The 21,212-nt window shown below is 71.6% G+C and carries 15 protein-coding genes and 1 pseudogene; 8 read left to right on the forward strand and 8 right to left on the reverse strand.

Annotation, left to right across the window (positions count from 1 at the left end; genetic code table 11):
- Both cysS and KIS93_RS25900 read left to right on the forward strand, forming a co-directional pair.
- Positions 1–1,365, forward strand: coding sequence for a cysteine--tRNA ligase (gene cysS, locus KIS93_RS25895; protein WP_080045237.1), 1,365 nt, complete (start codon positions 1–3; stop codon positions 1,363–1,365).
- Between the two features lie 85 nt (positions 1,366–1,450).
- Positions 1,451–3,937 carry a penicillin acylase family protein gene (locus tag KIS93_RS25900; protein WP_080047498.1) on the forward strand — a complete coding sequence of 829 codons (2,487 nt, stop codon included), beginning with the start codon at positions 1,451–1,453 and terminating at the stop codon, positions 3,935–3,937.
- Between the two features lie 37 nt (positions 3,938–3,974).
- On the opposite strand, the gene KIS93_RS25905 is transcribed toward KIS93_RS25900, so the two are convergent.
- Positions 3,975–4,394 carry a hypothetical protein gene (locus KIS93_RS25905; protein WP_080045236.1) on the reverse strand — a complete coding sequence of 140 codons (420 nt, stop codon included), beginning with the start codon at positions 4,392–4,394 and terminating at the stop codon, positions 3,975–3,977.
- Between the two features lie 75 nt (positions 4,395–4,469).
- Here KIS93_RS25905 and KIS93_RS25910 point away from each other — a divergent pair, with 75 nt between their 5' ends.
- Positions 4,470–5,390 (forward strand): hypothetical protein, encoded by a 921-nt coding sequence (locus KIS93_RS25910; RefSeq protein ID WP_155129103.1) that lies wholly within the window; start codon positions 4,470–4,472, stop codon positions 5,388–5,390.
- A 50-nt stretch (positions 5,391–5,440) separates the two neighbouring features.
- Here KIS93_RS25910 and KIS93_RS25915 read toward each other — a convergent pair whose 3' ends face one another.
- From KIS93_RS25915 to mshB, 3 genes are read right to left on the reverse strand one after another with little or no spacing between them, the layout of a single operon-like run.
- Complete coding sequence (locus KIS93_RS25915) at positions 5,441–5,935, reverse strand: flavin reductase family protein (protein ID WP_230465795.1); 495 nt, start codon at positions 5,933–5,935, stop codon at positions 5,441–5,443.
- Between the two features lie 9 nt (positions 5,936–5,944).
- Positions 5,945–6,370: a DUF6113 family protein gene (locus KIS93_RS25920; RefSeq protein WP_080045234.1), complete on the reverse strand. Its 426-nt coding sequence runs from the start codon at positions 6,368–6,370 to the stop codon at positions 5,945–5,947.
- An 11-nt stretch (positions 6,371–6,381) separates the two neighbouring features.
- Positions 6,382–7,287: an N-acetyl-1-D-myo-inositol-2-amino-2-deoxy-alpha-D-glucopyranoside deacetylase gene (gene mshB, locus KIS93_RS25925; protein ID WP_080045233.1), complete on the reverse strand. Its 906-nt coding sequence runs from the start codon at positions 7,285–7,287 to the stop codon at positions 6,382–6,384.
- 33 nt (positions 7,288–7,320) lie between these two features.
- On the opposite strand from mshB, the gene KIS93_RS25930 reads away from it, so the two are divergent.
- The 4 genes and pseudogenes from KIS93_RS25930 to KIS93_RS25940 all read left to right on the forward strand — a co-directional run bounded on the left by KIS93_RS25930 (position 7,321) and on the right by KIS93_RS25940 (position 12,602).
- Positions 7,321–9,417 carry a S9 family peptidase gene (locus tag KIS93_RS25930; protein ID WP_080045232.1) on the forward strand — a complete coding sequence of 699 codons (2,097 nt, stop codon included), beginning with the start codon at positions 7,321–7,323 and terminating at the stop codon, positions 9,415–9,417.
- Between the two features lie 705 nt (positions 9,418–10,122).
- Positions 10,123–11,013 (forward strand): annotated as a pseudogene (locus KIS93_RS69110) (alpha/beta fold hydrolase); the annotation flags it as partial.
- Positions 11,014–11,264: 251 nt separating this feature from the next.
- Positions 11,265–11,633: an alpha/beta hydrolase gene (locus KIS93_RS69115; protein WP_420895881.1), complete on the forward strand. Its 369-nt coding sequence runs from the start codon at positions 11,265–11,267 to the stop codon at positions 11,631–11,633.
- 132 nt (positions 11,634–11,765) lie between these two features.
- Positions 11,766–12,602, forward strand: coding sequence for a class I SAM-dependent methyltransferase (locus tag KIS93_RS25940; RefSeq protein WP_080045230.1), 837 nt, complete (start codon positions 11,766–11,768; stop codon positions 12,600–12,602).
- 757 nt (positions 12,603–13,359) lie between these two features.
- On the opposite strand, the gene KIS93_RS25945 is transcribed toward KIS93_RS25940, so the two are convergent.
- On the reverse strand, positions 13,360–13,983 hold the full coding sequence (locus tag KIS93_RS25945) for a LysE family translocator (protein ID WP_080045229.1): 624 nt from the start codon (positions 13,981–13,983) through the stop codon (positions 13,360–13,362).
- Positions 13,984–14,065: 82 nt separating this feature from the next.
- Here KIS93_RS25945 and KIS93_RS65645 point away from each other — a divergent pair, with 82 nt between their 5' ends.
- The gene (locus tag KIS93_RS65645; RefSeq protein ID WP_230465794.1) at positions 14,066–15,649 is read left to right on the forward strand and encodes an aminotransferase-like domain-containing protein; all 1,584 of its coding nucleotides are present in this window, start codon (positions 14,066–14,068) and stop codon (positions 15,647–15,649) included.
- A gap of 732 nt (positions 15,650–16,381) precedes the next feature.
- Here the strand turns inward: KIS93_RS65645 and KIS93_RS25960 are convergent.
- From KIS93_RS25960 to KIS93_RS25970, 3 genes are all read right to left on the reverse strand, one after another.
- A complete protein-coding gene (locus KIS93_RS25960; RefSeq protein WP_080045228.1) occupies positions 16,382–18,145 on the reverse strand; it encodes an ABC transporter ATP-binding protein in 1,764 nt (587 codons plus the stop codon).
- Positions 18,146–18,298: 153 nt separating this feature from the next.
- Positions 18,299–19,987: an ABC transporter ATP-binding protein gene (locus KIS93_RS25965; protein ID WP_080045227.1), complete on the reverse strand. Its 1,689-nt coding sequence runs from the start codon at positions 19,985–19,987 to the stop codon at positions 18,299–18,301.
- Positions 19,988–20,035: 48 nt separating this feature from the next.
- On the reverse strand, positions 20,036–21,199 hold the full coding sequence (locus tag KIS93_RS25970; RefSeq protein ID WP_080045226.1) for an MFS transporter: 1,164 nt from the start codon (positions 21,197–21,199) through the stop codon (positions 20,036–20,038).
- Between the last annotated feature and the right edge of the window lie 13 nt (positions 21,200–21,212).

Below are 21,212 nucleotides of genomic sequence, written 5' to 3' on the forward strand. Positions count from 1 at the left end.
ATGTTGCGGATCTACGACACGCGCGCCAGGCAGGTCGAGGAGATCGCCGCCGGGCGCGCGCTGCGGATGTACACGTGCGGGCCCACGGTCTATCGCCACGCGCACGTGGGCAACCTGCGCACGTACCTGCTGTCCGACCTGATCAGACGGGTCCTGGAGCGGCGGCGGGTGCGGGTCGTGGCCTGCCAGAACATCACCGACGTCGGCCATCTCACCGACGACGCCGACGCGGGCGAGGACAAGGTCCTGCTGCGGGCGCGGGCCGAGGGGCGCTCGCCGCTGGAGCTGGCCCGCCACTACGAGGAGGCGTTCAGGGCCGACACGGCCGCGCTCAACCTCCGGCCGCCCGAGCACATGCCCAGGGCCAGCGAGACCGTCGACCTGATGATCGAGCTGATCGCCAAGCTGGTCGAGCAGGGCCACGCCTACACCGTGCCCGACGGGTCGGTGTTCTTCGACGTGCGCACGTTCCCCTCCTACGGGGAGATCTCCGGCAACCGGCTCGACGCGCTCAAGCCCGCCCACCGCATCGACGCGGTCGATGCGCGCAAGCGCTTCCACGCCGACTGGGCGCTGTGGAAGCCCGGCGAGGGCGAGCTGACCTGGGAGGCGCCGTGGGGGCGCGGCTTCCCCGGCTGGCACGTGGAGTGCTCGGCCATGTCGCTGCGCTATCTCGGCTCGCGCTTCGAGATTCACACGGCCGGCATCGACCTGCGCTTCCCGCACCATGAGGACGAGCGGGCGCAGTCGAACGCGGCCACCGGCCACGAGGTGGTGGACCACTGGGTGCACGGCGAGCACCTGCTCTTCGACGGCCAGAAGATGGCCAAGTCCACGGGGAACGTGGTGCTGCTGTCCGACGTCGTGGCGGCCGGGCTCGACCCGCTGGCCGTGCGGATGGCGTTCCTGGAGCACCGCTACCGCCAGCAGATGAACCTGACGTGGGACACTCTGAAGGCCGCCGACCGCACGCTGCGCAGGTGGCGCTCCCGGGTGGCCGAGTGGGCCGAGTCCGTCAGCGCGCCGCTGTCGCAGGAGCACGTCGACCGGGCCGAGGCGGCCTTCGACGACGACCTCGACACCCCGGCGGCGCTGCGGGTGCTGCGGGAGCTGGAGCGCGACGAGTCGGTGGCGCCGGGGGCGAAGTTCGAGACGTTCCTGCATCTCGACCAGGTGCTGGGGCTCGACCTGTCGATCGACATCGGCCGGCCCAAGGTGCTGCCGCCGGGCGCCGCCGAGCTGCTGGAGGCGCGGGAGCGGGCGCGCGCGGCGAAGGACTACGCCGCCTCCGACCGGCTGCGCGACGAGCTGGCCGAGCTGGGGGTGCGGGTATCCGACACGCCGGAGGGGCAGACGTGGGCCTGAGCGGGCGTCCGGAGGAGTGATCACGAACTGCCAGACTTGATGCCAGTTCGGCATGAAGGAGGTGGCGGTGCGACCCTACGCGTGGATGCCGTGGCCGTTGCGGTGGTCGGCCCGGGTGTTGACCGTTGTTCTCGCATTGGCCCTGGTGCTGGCGGGGGTTGTCGTCTACACCGTGCGGAAGTCGTTCCCGCAGGTGGACGGGACGCTGCGGCTCCCAGGTCTGACGGGTAACGTCGAGATTTATCGGGATAAATCAGGGATCCCCCACATTTATGCTGATTCTGCGGCGGACCTGTTCATGGCCCAGGGCTTCGTCCACGCCCAAGACCGCTTCTTCGAGATGGACTTCCGCCGCCACCTGACCGCCGGGCGCCTGTCGGAGCTGTTCGGCGCCTCCACGCTCGACAACGACAAGGCCCTGCGCACCATGGGCTGGCGCAGGGTGGCCGAGCGGGAGCTGCCGGACCTGGCCGAGGAGACCCAGGGCTACCTCGACGCGTACTCCAAGGGGGTCAACGCCTGGCTCACCGCCAACCCCAACGCCTCCGACCGCAGCCTCGAGTACTCCATCCTCAAGCTCCAGGGCGGCGGCGGCACGCCGGAGAAGTGGACGCCGGTCGACTCCGTGGCCTGGCTGAAGGCCATGGCGTGGGACCTGCGCTCCAACGTCGAGGACGAGATCGACCGCGCCCTGGCGCTGACCAGGCTGCCCAAGGAGCGGGTCGAGCAGCTCTACCCCGGCTACCCGTTCGACCGGCACCTCCCGATCGTCAACGAGGGCGCCCTCGCGCAGGGCCGCTTCGACCAGCGGGCCGAGCCGCGCCTGCGCGGCAACCGCGCGCTGCGCGACGCCGCCGGCACGCTGGCGGACGTGCCCAACGCGCTGGGCACCGCCGACCGCGCCGGGCTCGGGTCGAACTCGTGGGTGATCTCCGGCGAGTACACCACCAGCGGCAAGCCGCTCCTGGCCAACGACCCGCACCTGTCGGCGCAGCTCCCGTCCGTCTGGTACCAGGCGGGGCTGCACTGCCGCAAGATCACCGAGACGTGCCCGTACGACGTGACCGGGTTCACCTTCTCCGGCGTGCCCGGCGTGATCATCGGGCAGACCGACAAGATCGCGTGGGGGTTCACCAACCTCGGCCCCGACGTGGCCGACCTCTTCCTTGAGCAGGTGGACGGCGACACCTACCTCTACAAGGGCTCCCGGCTGCCGCTGGAGACCCGGCAGGAGAAGATCAAGGTGGCCGGCGGCAAGACCGTCACGATCACCGTCAGGAGCACCCGGCACGGCCCCCTGATCAACGAGGTCATCCCCAGCGCCCGGCCCAGCGGCGAGGCCAACGCGGTGGCGCTGCAGTGGACGGCGCTGACGCCCGGCAGGACGGTCGACGCGATCTTCGCGCTGAACAAGGCGGGCGACTGGCAGGAGTTCAAGGCCGCCGCGTCCCTGTTCGACGTCCCCGCCCAGAACCTCATCTACGCCGACACCACCGGAAAGATCGGCTACCAGGCCCCCGGCCGCATCCCCGTGCGCGCGAACGGCGACGGCACCTGGCCCGTGCCCGGCTGGACCGGCGAGTACGACTGGAACGCCGCCCCCATCCCCTACGACCAGCTCCCCTCGGTCGAGGACCCGGCCGACGGCTTCATCGTCACCGCCAACAACGCCGTCATCGCCCCCGACCGCTACAAACCGCTGCTCACCAAGGACTGGTCCTACGGCTACCGCTCCGAACGCATCCGCACCCTGATCAAGGAGGCCATCAGGAAGGGCCCGATCGACGCCGCCACCATGGAGGAGATCCAGCGCGACAGCTCCAACGGCTTCGCGCAGACGCTCGTCCCCGCCCTGATGGAGGTGGACCTGGCGGGCCCGTCCGTCCAGGCCAGGGAGCTGCTGAGGTCGTGGGACGGCACGCAGCCGGCCGGCTCGGCGCCCGCCGCGTACTTCAACGCCGTCTGGCGGCACCTGCTCACGCTGACGTTCGACGACGACCTGCCGGAGGCGGCCCGCCCCACGGGCGGCGACCGCTGGTACGAGGTCGTCAGGCGGCTCCTGGAGACCCCTGACGACCCGTTCTGGGACGACGTCACCACGAAGAACGTCACGGAGCGGCGCGACGACATCCTCCGCCAGGCCATGGCCTCGGCCCACCAGGAGCTCGCCGAGCGGCTCGGCGAGGACGTCAAGGCGTGGCGCTGGGGCGACCTGCACCAGCTCGAACTGGTCAACGGCTCGCTCGGCACGTCCGGCATCGCGCCGGTGGAGGCGCTGTTCAACCGGGGGCCACTGCCGGTCGGCGGCGGCAAGGACGCGGTGGACGCCACGGGCTGGAACGTCCAGAACGGCTACGCGGTCACGGCCGTGCCGTCGATGCGGATGGTCGTCGACCTGTCGGACCTGGACAAGTCCCGGTGGATCAACCTCACGGGAGCCTCCGGGCACGCCTTCCACGACAACTACTGGGACCAGGCCGAGGCGTGGGCGCGGGGGGAGATGCTGCCGATGTACACGAAGCCGGAATCGGTCAAGAAGGCCGCCGTGCACACGCTGAAACTGACTCCCTGACTTTACGGACGTCCGATATTCGGGGGTTTTTAGGCCGTCAAGAGCCCCCGCGTCGCCGCCACCAGAGCCGCTGGTGCGGATAGCCGCCGTCGTCCAGACCGGCCAGGCGTTCGAAAACGTTGTACGAAGCCTGGTGCCCGCAGACGATCACCGAGCCGAGCATGGCGAGCAGATAGAGCGGCAGCATCGGCAGGCCGAGGCACCAGGCCCACTGCGTGGCGTGCCGCCCCTCGTGCACGACGAGCCGGTCGTCGAGGGTGTCTCTCCTGGTCAGGACCACGTTTCCGACCGTGAACGCCCCCGCGATCGGGAAGCGGTAACGGTAGCCGAAGGCCAGGATGAGGCCGTTGGGGCCGGGCACCTTGGAGGCGCCGCCCACGATCGCGATCAGCAGGCCGAGGGGCGTGGAGAGGTTGACGTAATTCACCGCCCGCCGGAACCGGAAGCGCCTGTTCATGCGTCTCAGTCTTGACCAATCTTGACAAGTCGGAATAATGATCCCCGTCCTGAAATCTCCCACAAGAGCAGGATTATGAGATTCTCCATCCTGGGCGCGCTGCTCGGCACCGTCGCACTGGCAGGAGCCGGCGGAGTCGCGATCACCCAGACGTCAGCGACCGATTCCCTACGATTCACCGACACTCCTCTCCACGCACAGCAGGCAGCGTTAGCCGGCGACCCCTCGACGTCGCCGCCCTCCACGTCGCCGTCGCCAACCCCCACCGAGACCACCACCCCGACGGCGACACCGTCCCCTACTGACGGGGACTACACCGCCGAGACCCGGGTGGTCAAGAGAAGAGGCGTTTCCTACCTCGCCGTCTCGGTCACCTACGAAGGGGCGGCGTTCTTCAACGTCGACCAGCGCGTGTGCAAGAGGAGGACGTGCAAGACCGCGAGCGTCGACCTCATGGTCGTCGGAGGCGACGCGAACGCCACCACCCGGCTCGGCCGGGGCACGTACAAGAAGAAAGGGCAGGCCGGGGTCAGCATGGCGCCGCTGCCGACCGTCACCGTCCGCGAGACGGTCACGGTGACCGAACCAGGTCCCACGGTCACCGTCACCGAGCCGGGGCCGACGGTCACGGAGACGTTCACCTGTCAGCCGTACGTCGAGCCGACGGACACCCTTCCGCCGTCGGGAGTGCCGACGGACACCCTCACCCCGTCCGTGGAGCCCACTCCGACTCCGACTCCGACGCCCACCGTCACCGAGACCCCCACCGACACTGTGTCTCCCACCGTGTCTCCCACTGTGTCGCCCACCTTGTCGCCCACGGAAACTCCTACGGACACTCCCTCGGAGATCCCGACCTGTCCGCCGCCGTCCGAGACTCCGGTGGAGCCACCCACTGACGAGACCCCGACCCCGACCCCGACCGACACGAGCGTTCCCACCGACACCGCGACGGCCACGCCGTCGGAGTCGGCGAGCACTCCCGCCGCCCAGTAGGGCCGCGACCTCTCACCCGGGCCAGGCCGCGTGCCTGGCCCGGCCCATGCTCACAACGACTTGTAGCGGCCGTCGTGGTAGAGGAGCGGCGCCCCCTCCGACGGCGTGCCCAGCGCCGTCACCCCACCCACCACGATCGAGTGGTCGCCGCCGTCGTGCACCGCCGTGGTCGCGCACTCCACGGTGGCGATGGCCCCGTCGAACAGCGCCACCCCCGACTCCCCCCGGTGGTGCGGCCACCGGGCGAGCTGCCCGTTCAACGGCCGCCCCCGGTGGGCGAAGAAGCGCGAGGCGTCCTCCATGGAGGCCGGCAGGATCGACACGCCCCACACGCCGGCTTCGAGCACGGCGTCGTGGAAGCGCGCCACCTTCTCCGCGCAGAACAGCACGAGCAGCGGGTCGAGGGAGACGGAGGTGAAGGAGTTGATCGTCATCGCGTGATCGACGTCGCCCAGCCTGGTCGTCACGATCGCGACACCGGTGGCGAAGCGGCCGATGACTCTCCGGTACGTACCCGGATCCACGTGCCGCTCGATGAAATGCACCTAGCTACTTTATGCCTCTACGTCTGGTTTTTCGGAGGGGTACCCCCGCAAAAGCCACGATCCCCCTCCCGAGGAGGGCGAAAGCAGGTAGGCCGCAACGAGGGCCAGCAAACCCCCGTACAGGTAGACGTACCCGGGAGGACCGGACGCGATCACCAGGTCCCCCATCCCCAGCTCCAGCGTGAACGGCATCGTCACCAGCAGCCAGCCGAGCGCCGTCACCATGGCGCCGAGCCTGGCCCGCATCAGCCTGCCCGCCCCCAGGCACACCCCGAACAGCAGCAGCACCCAGACGATCGCGGCCACCGGGATCACGCCCACCTGCCACGTGGGATGCGTGAACCCGCCCACGACGGCCATGACGACCCCGAGCACGAACAGCATGCCGTACGCCGCCCCGCCCAGCGCCGACTCGGCCTGGCTGCGATGTTCCATGTCGAATGAGGTTAGTGGATGCCCGCGAAGAGATCGTTCTCGCGGTTGTGCGGCTCACCGAGGCCGCCCGCGTCCACCGGCGGGCCCGGCACCGGCGCCCCGGGGACGCCGATGGCCAGCGTGTAGTGCTCGACGCCCAGCACCTCCTGGCCGATGTTGTTCGACAGCGCGTACCAGGGGGGCCGGACCGTGACCTGCGTGGCGTGCGCGCGCAGCGCCTCCACCTTGTTGCCGATCCAGGGGCGGGCGTCGATCTCGGTGGTGATGTCCTCGTCGGGGCTGCCGAACGGCATGTCGTCGACGTTCTCCACCTGGAACTCGACGTCGGCCTCGCGCAGCGCGTCGGCGCCGCGCCGCAGCACCGAGCGCGCGACCGCCGTGTGGTAGAACTTCGCGATCTGCCACGGCTCACCCTCGCCGAAGCCCGGCTTCGCCGCCAGCTCGAACGCCCTGCGCGAAACCCGGTGCGCCTGGATGTGGTCGGGGTGGCCGTAGAAGCCGTTGGCGTCGTAGGTGACGAGGACCTGCGGGCGTACCTCTCGGATGATCTTGACCAGCTCCCCCGCCGCCTCGTCGAGGTCGGCGCCCCAGAACGCGCGCGGGTGGTCGTTGGAGGCCACGCCCATCATGCCGGAGTCGCGCCAGCGGCCCGGCCCGCCCAGGAAACGGTGGTCCTCGACGCCGAGCGCCTGGCAGGCCGCGGCCAGCTCGCCCACGCGGTACTGGCCCAGCGCGTCGTCGCGATCGGCGGCCAGGTGCGCGAGATCCGCGGGGATGATCTCCCCCTCCTCGCCAAGGGTGCAGGTCACCAGCGTGACGTGCGCGCCCTCCGCGACGTACTTCGCCATGGTCGCGCCGGTGCCGATCGACTCGTCGTCCGGATGTGCGTGCACGAGCAGGAGCCGTCGATCAGTCATGCCCACGAGCGTAGCAATGGCAGGATTGAGGCCATGAGCGAGAGCTTCCCGCGCCTGTCCGCCCGGACCCGCCGGTTCACCCTGGGGGTCCCCCGCGGCTTCACGATCTCCCCCGACGGCGGGCGGGTGGTGTTCCTGCGCACCAAGTCGGGCACCGATCCGGTGACCTGCCTGTGGGAGCTCGACACCGAGACCCACGTCGAGCGGCTGGTGGTCGATCCCCGCACCCTGCACGCCGACGAGGAGGACCTGCCGCCGGAGGAGCGCGCCAGGCGCGAGCGCAGCCGCGAGGCCGCGGGCGGCGTGGTCGCCTACGCCACCGACGCGGCCGTGCGGCAGGCGTGCTTCGCGCTGTCCGGCGGGCTCTACGTGGTCGAGCTGGCGAGCGGCCAGACGCGCGCGCTCTCCACGCCGGGCCGGGTCATCGACCCCCGCCTGTCCCCCGACGGGCGACATGTCGCCTACGTCTGCGACGGCGCCCTGCGCGTGCAGGCCCTCGACGGGGGCCACGACCGGGCGCTCGCGCAGCCGGAGTCCGAGACGGTGACGTACGGGCTGGCCGAGTTCATCGCCGCCGAGGAGATGGACCGCATGCGCGGCTACTGGTGGGCGCCCTCCAGCGACGCCCTCCTCGTCGAGCGCGCCGACGACGCCCCCGTGCACCTGTGGCACATCGCCGACCCCGCCAACCCCGACCGCCCGCCCGTCGCCCAGCGCTACCCCGCCGCGGGCACCCCCAACGCGCTCACCGAGCTGTTCGTGCTGGGGCTCGACGGGTCACGCGTGCCGGTGCCGTACGACGAGGAATACCTCGTCACCGCGACTTGGGACTCCCACGCGCTGTCCGTCGTGACGCTCACCCGCGACCAGCGGACGATGCGGCTGTTCTCCGTCGACCCCGCCACCGGAGCCACCTCCCTCGTCCGCGAGGACACCGACCCGGCCTGGGTCGACATCGTCGGCGGCGTGCCCGCCCACCTCGACGACGGCTCCCTCGTGTGGGTGGCCGGCTCCGAGGGCGGCCACCGCCTGATCGTCGGCGACCGCGCGGTCACCCCGCCCACGCTCCAGGTGCGGGCCGTCCTCGACGTCGACCACGACAGCGTGCTGTTCAGCGCCAGTGGCGACCCCACCGAGATCCACCTGTGGACCTGGGACGGCCACTCGCTGCTGCCCGTCTCCACCCGGTCCGGGGTGTTCTCCGGCCGGATGTCCGGCGGGGTCGGCGTGCTCACCGAGCAGAGCCTCGACGACGAAGGCGTCTCCACCACCGTCGTCCGCCGCGACGGCATGGCCGTGCCCATCCCGTCGTTCGCCGAGCGCCCCGGCCTCGACCTGCGCGTCTCGCTCGGCCGCTCCGGCCGCCGCGAGCTGGCCACCGCCGTGGTGCTGCCCACCTGGTACGAACCGGGGTCCGGCAAGCTGCCCGTGCTGATGGACCCGTACGGCGGGCCGCACGCCCAGCGGGTGCTCAACCGGCGCGGCGCCTTCCTGGAGAGCCAGTGGTTCGCCGAGCAGGGCTTCGCCGTCATCGTCGCCGACGGCCGCGGCACCCCCGGCCGGGGCACCGAGTGGGAGCGCGCCGTCCTCGGCGACCTCGCCACCCCCGCCCTGGAAGACCAGATCGACGCCCTGCACGGGGTGGCCGAGCAGTACCCCGACGACCTCGACCTCACCCGGGTCGCCATCCGCGGCTGGTCGTTCGGCGGCTACCTCGCGGCGCTCGCGGTGCTGCGCCGCCCCGACCTGTTCCACGCGGCCGTCGCCGGCGCACCGGTGACCGACTGGCGCCTGTACGACACCTGCTACACCGAGCGCTACCTCGGCAACCCCGAGGCGCAGCCGGAGGTGTACGAGAAGTCGTCCCTGTTCGCCGACGCCGCCAAGCTGGAGCGCCCGCTGCTCCTCATCCACGGCCTCGCCGACGACAACGTCGTGGCCGCCCACACCCTCCGCCTGTCCTCGGCCCTGCTCGCAGCCGGGCGGCAGCACAGCGTGCTGCCGTTGTCGGGGGTGACGCACATGACGCCGCAGGAGGTCGTGGCCGAGAACCTGCTGCTGCTGCAGGTCGACTTCCTGAAGAAGTCACTGGGCGGCGCCACGCCTCCGGGCAGCGGCCCGGCCGTCTAGCTACGTTTCGACCGAGCTGAAGGCGAATGCCGGCCGGGGAGCTGCCCCAGCTCCCCGGCCCGTCCTGTGCGCGCCTGACCACTGCCTCGTCCGCGAGCGCACGACCACGCCTGCCAGCGAGCGCGCGACCACCCACCCCGAGCACGCGGCCACCCGCCCACGACCATGTGGCCACCTCACCCAGGTGCACGCGACCACCCCACCCTCGAACACGCGACCACCCCAGCCGCGAGCACGTGACCACCCGCCCGCGAGCACGTAGCCACCCCGCCCAGGTGCACGCGACCACCCCACCCTCGAACACGCGACCACCCCACCCCGGAGCACGGCACCACCTCATCCGCGAGCACGCGACCACCCCACCCCGGAGCACGGCACCACCTCATCCGCGAGCACGCGACCACCCCACCCCGGAGCACGGCACCACCTCATCCGCGAGCACGCGACCACCCCGGTCCCCAGCGCGCATGACCATCCCGCCCGCCAGCACGTAGGCGTCTCGACAGGGCGTCGGCCGGCGTCCAGGCGTCAGGCAGGCGCCTGGTCGGGCGTGCCCGTGCCGGTCCCGCACCAGCCGTCTCCCACCACACCTCTCTCATCGATCCACCTGATCACCGTCCATCAAACCGTGGTCTGACCCCGCCCCCCAGAAACCAAACCCTGGTCCGACGCGATCCACCCGCCCGCTCCGGCATCGTGATCGCCATGCTCAAACCCCTCGGCCTCACCCTCACCCTGCTCAGCACGCCCCTGGCGCCCTGGCAGACCGCAGCCACCACCACGACCGGCACCACAGCCCTGACCTGGCAACCATGCCCCGGCGACACCAGCACCGCCGCCGCCACCACCACGAAGCCCGCCACCAAGCCCGCAACCACCACCAAGCCCACCGGCTCAGGGCCCGCTGACACCATCGCCACCAAGACCACAACCACCGGCCTGGAATGCGCCGACCTCCAGGTCCCGGCCGACTGGCAGAAGCCCGAAGGCCGCAAGATCACCCTCAAGCTCGGCCGTCTGAAGGCCACAGGCGGCACCGCGAAGGGCTCGGTCCTGGTGTCGTACGGCGGCCCCGGCGCCCCCGGCATCGCGATGACGAGATCCCTCCAGAGCTGGTGGACCGACCTGCGCAAAAGCATGGACATCGTCACGTGGGACACCCGCGGCTACGGCGCCGACCAGTTCCAGGGCCTGAGCACGGGGTTGCCGTGCACGTGGACCCGCATCCCGCTCGCCGACGTCCCGCAGGACGACGCCGACCTCGGCCGCCTGTCCGACACCAACCGCGGCTACGCCGAGGCCTGCCGCCTGAAAGACCGCGAGTTGTTCGCCAACATGAGCTCGGCCGACCACGCCAGAGACATGGAGGCGATCAGAAAGGCGCTGGGCGACGACCAGCTCAACTACTACGGCGCCTCCTACGCGGGCTTCTACGGCCAGGCGTACGCCCGTCTCTTCCCGTCCCGCGTCCGCACGATGGTCCTCGACGGCACGTGGAACCACAGCGCCGCCGACTGGCAGCGCGAGCTGGAGGCCATGGCGGCCACGAACGAGCAGTCGATGCGCCGCTTCTTCACCTGGTGCACCCGCAACGACTGCGCGGACGTACCCGCCCTGTGGCGAAAGCTGATCGCCCGCGCCGCGAGCAAGCCCATCCCCGCCAACACGCCGAACGTCGCCTACAAGACGGGTGACCTGCAGTCCTTCGCCCTGGGCCTGGCCCGCCAGGGCACTGCGGCCTGGCCCAAGCTGGCCACCGCGATCCGCAAGGCGAGCAGGGGCGACGCCTCCGACTTCGTCCCCGCCTCCGGCGCCCGCTACCCCGACCAGGCCACCCCGGTGACGGAATGCACCGACTGGCCCCGCTTCGCCGACCTCAGCCAACTGACCGCCACGATCAAACGCCTGCGCAAGCTGGCCCCAACGCCGGCGCCGCCAACACGTTCGCCACGAGCACCCTCAACTGCATCGGCTGGCCCGTCCCCGTCACCAACCCGCCCGCGCCCCTCCCCACCGGCCTCCCCCCGCTGCTCGGCGCGGGCGCGTGGGGCGAGTCCGACGCCACCGAACGCATCCTCGCCCAGGTCCCCGGCAGCGTCACCATCCACCACGACGGCCCCGGCCACACCCTCTACGGCACGAACCCCTGCGCCCGCGACCACATCAACGCCTACCTCACCTCCCGCACCCTCCCACCTTCGAAAACCCAGTGCTGACCCTCACCACCCCAGCCCGCCCCTTCCATCCGCCCCTTGACGCCACGTTCCCTTTAGTCTAACTCTAGTAACCATCACTAGAGTCCAACTCTAGGAACAGAAATCCCCTCCTCCTTATGGAAGGACTGCGTCATGCCCACCATCGCCAACACCCAGCAAGCAGAGGCGTGGAACGGTTGGGAAGGCCAGCTCTGGGCCGACAACCCGGACTACTACAACGGCATGCTCGACGGCTTCAACGACGCCCTCTTCAAGGCCGCCGCCATCCAGGCGGACGACAAGGTGCTGGACGTCGGCTGCGGCACCGGCCGTACGACGCTGCTGGCGGCCGGCAGAGCGTCCCGGGGCACCGCCCTCGGCATCGACCTGTCGGCCCCCATGCTGGCCCGCGCCCGCGCCGACGCCGCCGCACAAGGAGTGACCAACGCCGTCTTCGAGCAGGGGGACGCCCAGGTCCACCCCTTCGGCGACGGCACGTACGACGTGGTCATCAGCCGCGGCGGCGTGATGTTCTTCGCCGACCTCGTCGCCGGCTTCACCAACATCGCCCACGCCCTACGCCCGGGCGGCCGCCTGGCCATCATCACCTCGGTCCCCGGCTCCCCGGACGGCGACTACGCCCGCGCGACCGCCGCCCTCCGCGACCACATGCGCCGCCCCTCCCCCGCCTCGATGGGCATGATGTCCATGACCGACCCCGACCGCATCCACCAGGTCCTGACCGACGCCGGCTTCACCGGCATCGACATGACCATCGTCGAAGCCATGGAGAACCTCGGCCGCACCGCCGAGGAGGCCGCCGCCCACATCTGCGCCATGGGCCCGGTCCAGTTCAACCTCTCCACCCTCGACGAACCCACCATCGCGACCATCCGCAAGGCCGTCGCCGAGGGCCTGCGCCCGTACGAAACCCCGACCGGCGTCCAGCTACGCGGAAAGGTCCGCCTGACCACCGCCACCCGCCCCTGACCCATGACACCCGAACGGCGGCGGCGACGGGCAACCTCCCGCCACCGCCGCCACCCGGCACACCCCACCCCGAAGCATCACCGCCCTACCCCTGACAACACCCGCCTCACCGACCGCAACGCGCCCCCAAGGAAACCTGCCGTATGCCCTCCTCCTCAGGCCACACCCAGGCCCGCCCACGGAGACGCCATGCCCGCCACCACCCCATCCAGGCCCTCACCCAGGCAGGCCAAGCCCGCGAGAACCCCTCCCCCGCCTTCCCACCGCACCTTCCCTGGCCCCGCACCCCTGTACGGGATCCTCGCCCCAGGGGTCGCGTCCTTGCCCTCGTGTCCTTGCCCCGCTGGTCGCGTCCTCGCCCTCACCCCCTCGCCCCCGCTGGTCGCGTCCTCGCCCTCACCCCCTCGCCCCCGCTGGTCGCGTCCTCGCCCTCACCCCCTCGCCCTCGCCCTCGCCCTTGCCCTCGTGTCCTTGCCCCGCGGGTCGCGTCCTCGCGCTCGCGCCCTTGCCCCCGCTGGTCGCGTCCGCGTCCTCGCGTTCCTGCCCCTGCGTCTTCGCGTTCCTGCCTCCGCGTCTTCACCCCCGCATCCTGCACCGTGCCCCTGCCCCCTCATCCTTGCCCCCACATGCCTGCCCCCGTATCCCTGCTGGGGAAGGCGCACGGCGCTCGCGGTCAGGAGAGGCGAGAGCGACGGCCAGGTTGGAGAGCGGAGGAAGCTGACGGCGAGGGCCAGGGAGGCGGCCGCGTCACTCACGATCACGAAAGGGCGAGACCGATGGCCAGCGCGGCGAGAAGGGAGCCCATGGTGAGGCGCTGGAGGCGGAGCCAGGAGGGGCGAGCGGCCAGGAAGCCGGCGATACCACCCGCCGCCACGACGATCGAGAGGTTGACCAGGAGCGCGACCGCCACCTGGACGCAGCCGAGGATGATGCCCTGGAGGAGGACGTTGCCCCGCTCGAGGTCGACGAACTGGGGGATGATCGAGATGTAGAGGAGCGCGATCTTCGGGTTGAGCAGGTTGGTCATCAGACCCATCAGGAAGAGCTTGCGCGGGGAGTCGGGAGGTATCTCGCGCGCGGCGAAGACCGACGCACCACCCGGCTTGAGCGTCTTCCAGGCCAGCCACAGCAGGTACAGGGCCCCGGCGATGCGGATGGCGGTCAGCAACTCGGGGAACGCGGTGAACAGCACGGCGAGCCCGAGGTTGGCGCCGACGAGGTAGACGAGGAAGCCCGCCGCCACCCCCGCCAGGGAAATGATCCCGGCGCGCCTGCCTTGGCTGGTGCTGCGGGAGACCAGGTACATCATGTTGGGCCCCGGGGAGAGCACCATGCCGAGGGCTACGAACACCACGCCCAGCACCGCACTTGGTTCGACCATGCAGCAGAAGCTATCCAGGAGAAAATCGCGGTGCAATAGCTTAAATTGCACTCATAGCAATGTCATGCTTGGATCCCAACGTATGGAGGACTATCGCCGAATCGCCGACTCCATCGCCGACGACATCGCATCGGGCCGGCTGCGGCCAGGCGACCGCCTGCCGCCCCAACGGGTCTTCGCCCGGCAGCACGCCATCGCCGACTCCACCGCCGCCCGCGTCTACAGGGAGTTGGCCGGCCGGGGCCTGACGGTCGGCGAGGTAGGCCGGGGCACGTTCGTACGAGCCTCCGCCCCACCGCCCGGCCCCGCACTCGTCGAGCCCACGGGCAGCAGAATCGACCTCGAACTCAACTACCCGGTGGTCCCCGAGCAGGCAACGCTACTGGCCGACGGCATCAGCCCGCTGCTGCGCGCCGACGTACTGGAGTCATCCATGCAGCCGATCGGCGCGGCGGGCACACCGGTAGCGCGCCGCATCATCGCCACCCTGCTCGCCCGCAGCGAGTGGCACCAGGAGGAACACGCGAAGCGGCACAGCGAGGGGCATGGGGAGCGGCCCGGTCCCGAACGAGGCAACGAGCGCTGGGCCAGGCACGGAGACGAGCCCGCCGACCGGCTTGAGAACGAACACAGCGAGGAACGGGGCTACAGGCGGGCAGGTGAGCGTGGGGAGTCGCGCAGGGGCCGGTGGGGCGAAGAGCTTGGTGAGCGGTGGAGCGAAGGGCATGAGGGCGGGGGCGGGGGGTGGTGGCCGGAGCCTGAGCGGGTGCTGTTCGCGGGTAACGGTCGGCAGGCCATTGCGGCGGCCCTTGCCACGTTGGTTCCGCCCGGGGGGCGGCTCGGGGTGGAGGAACTGACCTACCCCGTGCTCAAGGGGCTGGCGGCGCGGGTCGGGGTGACGCTGGTGCCGTTGCGGATGGACGAGGCGGGGCTGGTGCCGGCGGCGGTCGAGGCCGCCGTGCGGAAGGCGCCGCTCAAGGCCGTGTACGTCCAGCCGACACTGCACAACCCGCTGTCGATCAGCATGCCCGTGGAGCGCAGGGCCGAGCTGGCGGGCGTGCTCCAACGCCTGGACGTGCCCGCGATCGAGGACTCCATCTGGTCGTTCCTGCGTGACGACCTGCCGCCCCTGGCCGCCTTCGCGCCAGAGCGGACGATACTCGTCGACAGCCTGTCCAAGCGGCTCGCGCCCGGCCTGTCGCTGGGGTTCGCCGTCGTGCCCGGCCCCGTCGTCCCGCGCATGGCGGCGGCGCTGCGGTCGGGCGGGTGGACGCCGATGCGGTTCGCGCTGGAGGCGGCCACCCGGTGGCTGACCGACGACACGGCGCGGGCGGTGGCGCGGGCCAAGCAGCGGGACGCGGCCATGCGCCAGGAGATCGCCGCCCGTTGCCTCGACGGTTTCGCCGTCCGCAGCGATCCGCGTTCCTACTACTGCTGGTGGGAGTTGCCGCCGCCGTGGCGGGCCGACACGTTCGTGGCCGCCGCCGCCCGGTACGGGATCGCCGTCACGCCCGCCGCGGCGTTCGCCGTCGGGCACGGGCACGACGGCGCCCCGAACGCCGTCCGCCTCGGCCTGGCCTCCCCTCCTCCGAACGTCCTGTCCCAGGCCCTGACCACCCTCGCCAACCTCGCCCGCTCAACCCCAGAGGACCTGGTCGCAGAGTGAGCGGGGCGAGCGGGTGTGCGGTACGCGAGTGAGTGGGGTACGCGGGAGTGGAGTTACGCGGGTGAGCGAGGCGGGCGGTGAGCGAGGCGAGATGAGGGCCGCCCACGTCGTCGGTCGCGCGAACCAGGGCGCGCCGGAACCAGCGGTCATGCAGGCCGACGGGCGCCCTGCCGACGGGCGCCCTGCCGACGGGCGTCCGGGCCAGCGGTCGGCGTCCAGACACGGCAGGCGGTCCGACCAGCGGGCGCACAAACCAGCGGCGGTATGGGCCGGAGGAAGCCCGGCCCCATGGTGTCCAAACCTGCGCGCGCCCAGACCAACGGGCGCCCGGGCCAGCAACCGCCCAAACCGGGCAGGCGTCCAGTAAGGCGGGCGTCCGATGCGGCGGGCGTCGGTGCGGCGGGCGTCCAGGGCGGCAGGTGTCCGGTCCAGCGGGGCGCGCAGAGCGGCGGCCCTCCGGAGCGGGCAGGCGTCCAGGGCGGCGACCGTCCGGACCCGGCAGGCGTCGGGACTTGGCGGGTGTCCAGAGCGGCGGGCGTCCGGACCGGCAGGCGTCCAGACCGGCAGGCGTCCAGACCGGCAGGCGTCCAGACCGGCAGGCGTCCAGACCGGCAGGCGTCCAGACCGGCAGGCGTCCAGACCGGCAGGCGTCCAGACCGGCAGGCGTCCAGACCGGCGGGCGTGCGGAGCGGCGGGCGTCCAGGCCGGCGGGCGTCCAGGCCGGGTAGGCGGTCAGGGGGTCGGGGGTGGTGGGGTGGGGTTGCCGTGCCAGCTGCGCCACAGTGCCGCGTACGAGCCCCCTTCGGCCACCAGCTCCTCGTGGGAGCCCAGCTCGCTGATCCGCCCGTCCTCCACCACCGCGACCCGGTCGGCGTCGTGGGCCGTGTGGAGGCGGTGGGCGATGGCGATGACGGTGCGGCCCTCCAGGACGGCGGCGAGGGAGCGTTCCAGGTGGCGGGCGGCGCGGGGGTCGATGAGGGAGGTGGCTTCGTCGAGGACGAGGGTGTGCGGGTCGGCGAGGACGAGGCGGGCGAGGGCGAGCTGCTGGGCCTGCGCGGGCGGCACGGCGAGCCCGCCGGAGCCGACTTCGGTGTCGAGGCCGGACGGCAGCCCGCGTACCCATTCCAGCGCGTCCACCGCTTCCAGGGCTTGGAGGACGGCGGTGTCGGTGGCGTCGGGGCGGGCGATGAGGAGGTTGTCGCGCAGGGTGCCCTTGAAGACGTGGTGTTCCTGGGTGACGAGGGCGACGTGGCCGCGCAGGTCGTCGAGGGGCAGGTTGACCAGCGGCACGCCGCCGACGGTGACGGAGCCGGTGCGGGGGCCGTGGATGCCGGCCAGGAGCCGGCCGAGCGTGGACTTGCCGGCGCCGGAGGGGCCGACCATGGCGAGGCGTTCACCGGGCTGGACGGTGAGTGACACGTCGTGCAGCACGTCGTGGCCTTCGCGGTAGGCGTAGCGGACTCCGGTGGCCTCCAGCAGCTCGCCCGCGGGCCGGTCAGTGGTGACCTCGCGATCGTCGGAGACGTTGGCGACGCCGAGGAGGCGCGCCATGGAGGCGCCGCCGACCTGCAGCTCGTCCACCCACATGAGGAACCGGTCGAGCGGGTCGATGAGCTGCTGCGCGTACAGGACGGCGGCGACGACCTGCGCCAACGACACCCATGACTCGATGTAGAACAGGCCGCCGACCAGCAGGGCGGCCACGACGGGGATGACGTAGCCGAGCTCGACGGCGGGGTACCAGGTGGTGCGCAGGCGCAGCGTGTAGCGTTCGGCCGCGTACGAGCGGGCGATGTCGCCGTCGGTGCGGGCCCGGCGCCGCTCGCGCAGGCCCAGTGCCTCGACGGCTCTGGCGCCTTCGACGGTTTCTGCGAGCCCTTCGGTGACGTCGGCGTAGGCGGCGTTCTCGCGCAGGTAGCCGTCGCGGGCGCGGCGGAGGTACCAGCGGGTGGCGATCCACAGCACCGGCCCGGCGAGCAGCATGGGCAGCATGAGGAGGGGGCTGACCAGCAGCAGCGCGCCGATGGTGATCACGAAGGTGACCATGGCGATCAGCGTCTCGGGCACGGCGTGCCGCACGGTGCGCGACAGGGAGTCGACGTCGCGGGAGGTGCGGGTGATGAGGTCGCCGGAGCCGGCGCGTTCGACGGTGGACAGGGGCAGGCCGAGCACCTGGCCGACGAACTCCTCGCGCAGCTCGGCCAGCACCTTCTCGCCGAGCCTGGCGGAGGCCAGCACCGCGTACCGGACGAGCAGGCCCTGGAGGAGCAGGAAGGCGGCGATGGCGGCGGACACGACGGCGACGTTGACGTCGGCGCCGTGCTGGAGCCGCTCGACCAGCCCGCCGAGCTGCCACGGGACGAGCAGGCCCGCGACGGCGGCCAGGCCGTGCAGGGTGAGGGCGAGCGCGAGGGGGCGCGGGTACTTCAGGGTGAGCCGCCTGGCGTAGGCGCGCACCTGACGCCGATCGGCGATCGGCAGGATCTCCCGAGCCATCAGCCCTCCCGAACTGGAGAAAGGGCCGGACGAGTCATCAGTCCTCCCCGAGTGGAGATAGGGCCGGACGGGTCATCAGTCCTCCCCGGCTGGAGAACAGGGCCGAACGGGTCATCAGTCCTCCCCGACTGGAGAACAGGGCCGGACGGGTCATCAGTCCTCCCCGCGGGTCACGGTCGCGGCGTAGGCGGGGGTGCCGTCGAGGAGCTGACGGTGGGTCCCCTCGGCCAGGACGCGGCCGTTCTCGACGTAGATCACGTGCTCGGCCCGGTCGAGCACGAGCGGGCTGGTGGTGCAGACCAGCGTGGTACGCCCGGAGCGGGCCTTGGCCAGGCGCTCGGCGATGCGGGCTTCGGTGTGGGCGTCGACGGCGCTGGTGGGCTCGACCAGGATGAGCACTTCGGGGTCGGTGAGCAGCGCCCTGGCCAGCCGCAGCCGCTGCTGCTGCCCGCCGGAGAACTCGCGCCCGGCCTCGGCCACCTGCGCGTCGAGCCCGTCGGGCAGGGCTTCGACGATGTCGGTGGCGCAGGCGGCGTCGAGGGCTTCGCGGATCTGCGCGTCGGTGGCGGCGCCGCGCACGTCGAGCTCGTCGCGCAGGCGGCCGTTGAACAGGCGGGCGTCGTTGTCGGCGACGAGGATGCGGGAGCGGACCTGCGAAAGCGGCAGCGTGCGCAGCTCCGCGGGGCCGAAGGTGACGTCGCCTTCGGCGTAGCGGCCGAGCCGGTCGGCGATGGCGATGGCGTCGCCGGGGACGCTGGTGGCCAGGGCGGTGAGGGTGCCGGGTTGGAGCGTGACACCGCTGTAAGAGTCGCGCAGCACGCCGCCTTCGCTGGTGCCGGTGCCGCCGGTGATGTCGGGGTCGATGGACAGGATCCTGATCACCCGGCCGGCGGCGACGTGGCCTTTGGTGAGCTTGTCGGCGGCCTCGGTGAGGGTGCGCATGGGGCCGATGAGGAACACGGCGTACAGGTAGAAGGCGACGAGCTGGCCGGTGGGGATGTCGCCGGCGACGGCGAAGGAGGCGCCGATGCCGGTGACGATGGCGATGAGCAGGCCGGGCAGCACGATCTGGGCGCCTTCGAGCACCGATTCGACGCGGGCGACGCGGACGCCGGCGTGGCGTACGCGCTGGGACTCGTCGCGGTAGCGGGCGGCGAAGACCTGCTCGCCGCCGATGCCGCGCAGCACGCGCAGGCCGGCGACGATGTCGGCGGCGCGGGTGGACAGCTCGCCGGACAGCTCCCGCTGCCGGCGCTGCCGGTCGTGCAGGGGACGCAGGAGCGGCCCGACGGCGACGGCCATGAGCGGCACGCCGAACAGGACGAGCAGCCCGAGCGGCAGCGAGGTGGAGATGAGGATCACGGTGACGGCGACGATGGCCACGATGGAGCCGACGCCGCGCAGCAGGATGTCCATGGAGCTGCCGATGTGGGCGATGTCGGAGTTGCCGACGCTGACGACCTCGCCGGTGGACAGCCGTTTCGGCAGGGTGGCGCCGAGGCGGGCGGCCTGCCTGGAGGTGAGCTGAACGGTGCGGTAGGCGGCGGCCAGCCAGTTGAAGACGGCCATGCGGTGCCGCATGATGCCGGTGAACGCCTGCAGCAGCCCGAGCGCGAGCAGCGCCGCCGACCACGTCAGCAGGGAGCCGGTGTTCTTGGCGGTGACGGCCTCGATGCCCTTCCCGAGCACGGCCGGCATGAGGGCCTGCACCAGCCACCACAGGGTGGCGTAGGCGATGCCCGCGAGCAGCGGCACGGCCTGACGCCGCGCGTTCCACCACAAATAACGCAGCGGGCTGCGGAGGTCGGGCACGCCGGGATCGGCTTCAGGAAGGGAGCGCATAGCCTGACAACCTTGACAGTCACCCCGGCACCCGGCAAACCATTTTCGTCACCGCGCGAACGCCCGCAGGGTGTGGACCAGGGCCACCGCCGCCGTGACGGCCAGCAGGACGTAGCCGACGGTGTACGCGCCCGTGGCGGCGTACACGACGCCCATGACGAGCGGCGGGAAGTAGCCGCCGAGCCCTCCGGCGGCGCCGACGAGCCCGGTCACGGTGCCGACCCTGGACGCCTCCACGACCTGCGCCACCAGCGCGAACACGCCGCCGGTGCCAAGCCCGAGGAAGAACGCCATGAGCACGAAGCTGAGCCCGGCGGGCACCTCGGCGGGCGGTTTCAGCGCCAGCACGAGCGCCATGACCGCGGTCCCGGCGAACGAGACGGCCAGCACCTTGACGGGCCCGATCCGGTCGGCGACGGTCCCGCCGAGCGGCCTGGACAGCACGGCCGCGATCGAGAACCCGGCGGTGCGCAGCCCGGCGTCGGTCTGGGCGAAGTGGTAGACGCTCTGCAGCAGGGTCGGCAGGTAGGTGGAGAACGCCACGAACCCGCCGAAGGCGACCGCGTACAGGAACGCGCACTGCCAGGTGGCCCTGATCTTCAGCGCCTCCCGCATGCGGGGCAGCGCGGAGCCGGTGGCGGGCGACCAGCGGGGCGAGTCGCGGCTGCCGCCCAGCATGACGACGCCCATCAGCGCGAGCACGGCCGCGATGAGCAGGTGCGCCCCGGCCCGGCCGAGCTCCTCGACGAGGCGCGGGGTGAAGAACGCCGACAGCGCCGTGCCGCCCATGCCCGCCCCGAACACGCCGGTGGCGAACCCGCGGCGCTCGGGGTCGTACCAGGCGTTGACGAACGGGATGCCGATGGCGAACGACGTGCCGGGGATGCCGAGCAGGAACCCCCAGAACAGCAGCCAGCCGTACGAGCCGGACCAGCCGACGAACAGGACCGGCACGATCGAGACGAAGCAGATGATCGCGAACATGCGCCGCCCGCCGAGCCGGTCGGCCAGCATGCCGATCGGGATGCGGCCGAGCGAGCCGACCAGCACGGGGATCGCGACCAGCAGCGAGGTCTGCGTCGGCGACAGGTGCAGCATCCTGCTGTAGCTCCCGGACAGAGGCCCGATGAGGTTCCACGCCCAGAACGTCACCGCGAACGCCGCGGTGGCCAGAGCCAAGTTCCGCACCTGACCTTTACGAAGCTCAGACATACACCCTGTGTAA

Source organism: [Actinomadura] parvosata subsp. kistnae, assembly GCF_900323885.1.
GTDB classification, from domain to species: domain Bacteria; phylum Actinomycetota; class Actinomycetes; order Streptosporangiales; family Streptosporangiaceae; genus Nonomuraea; species Nonomuraea composti.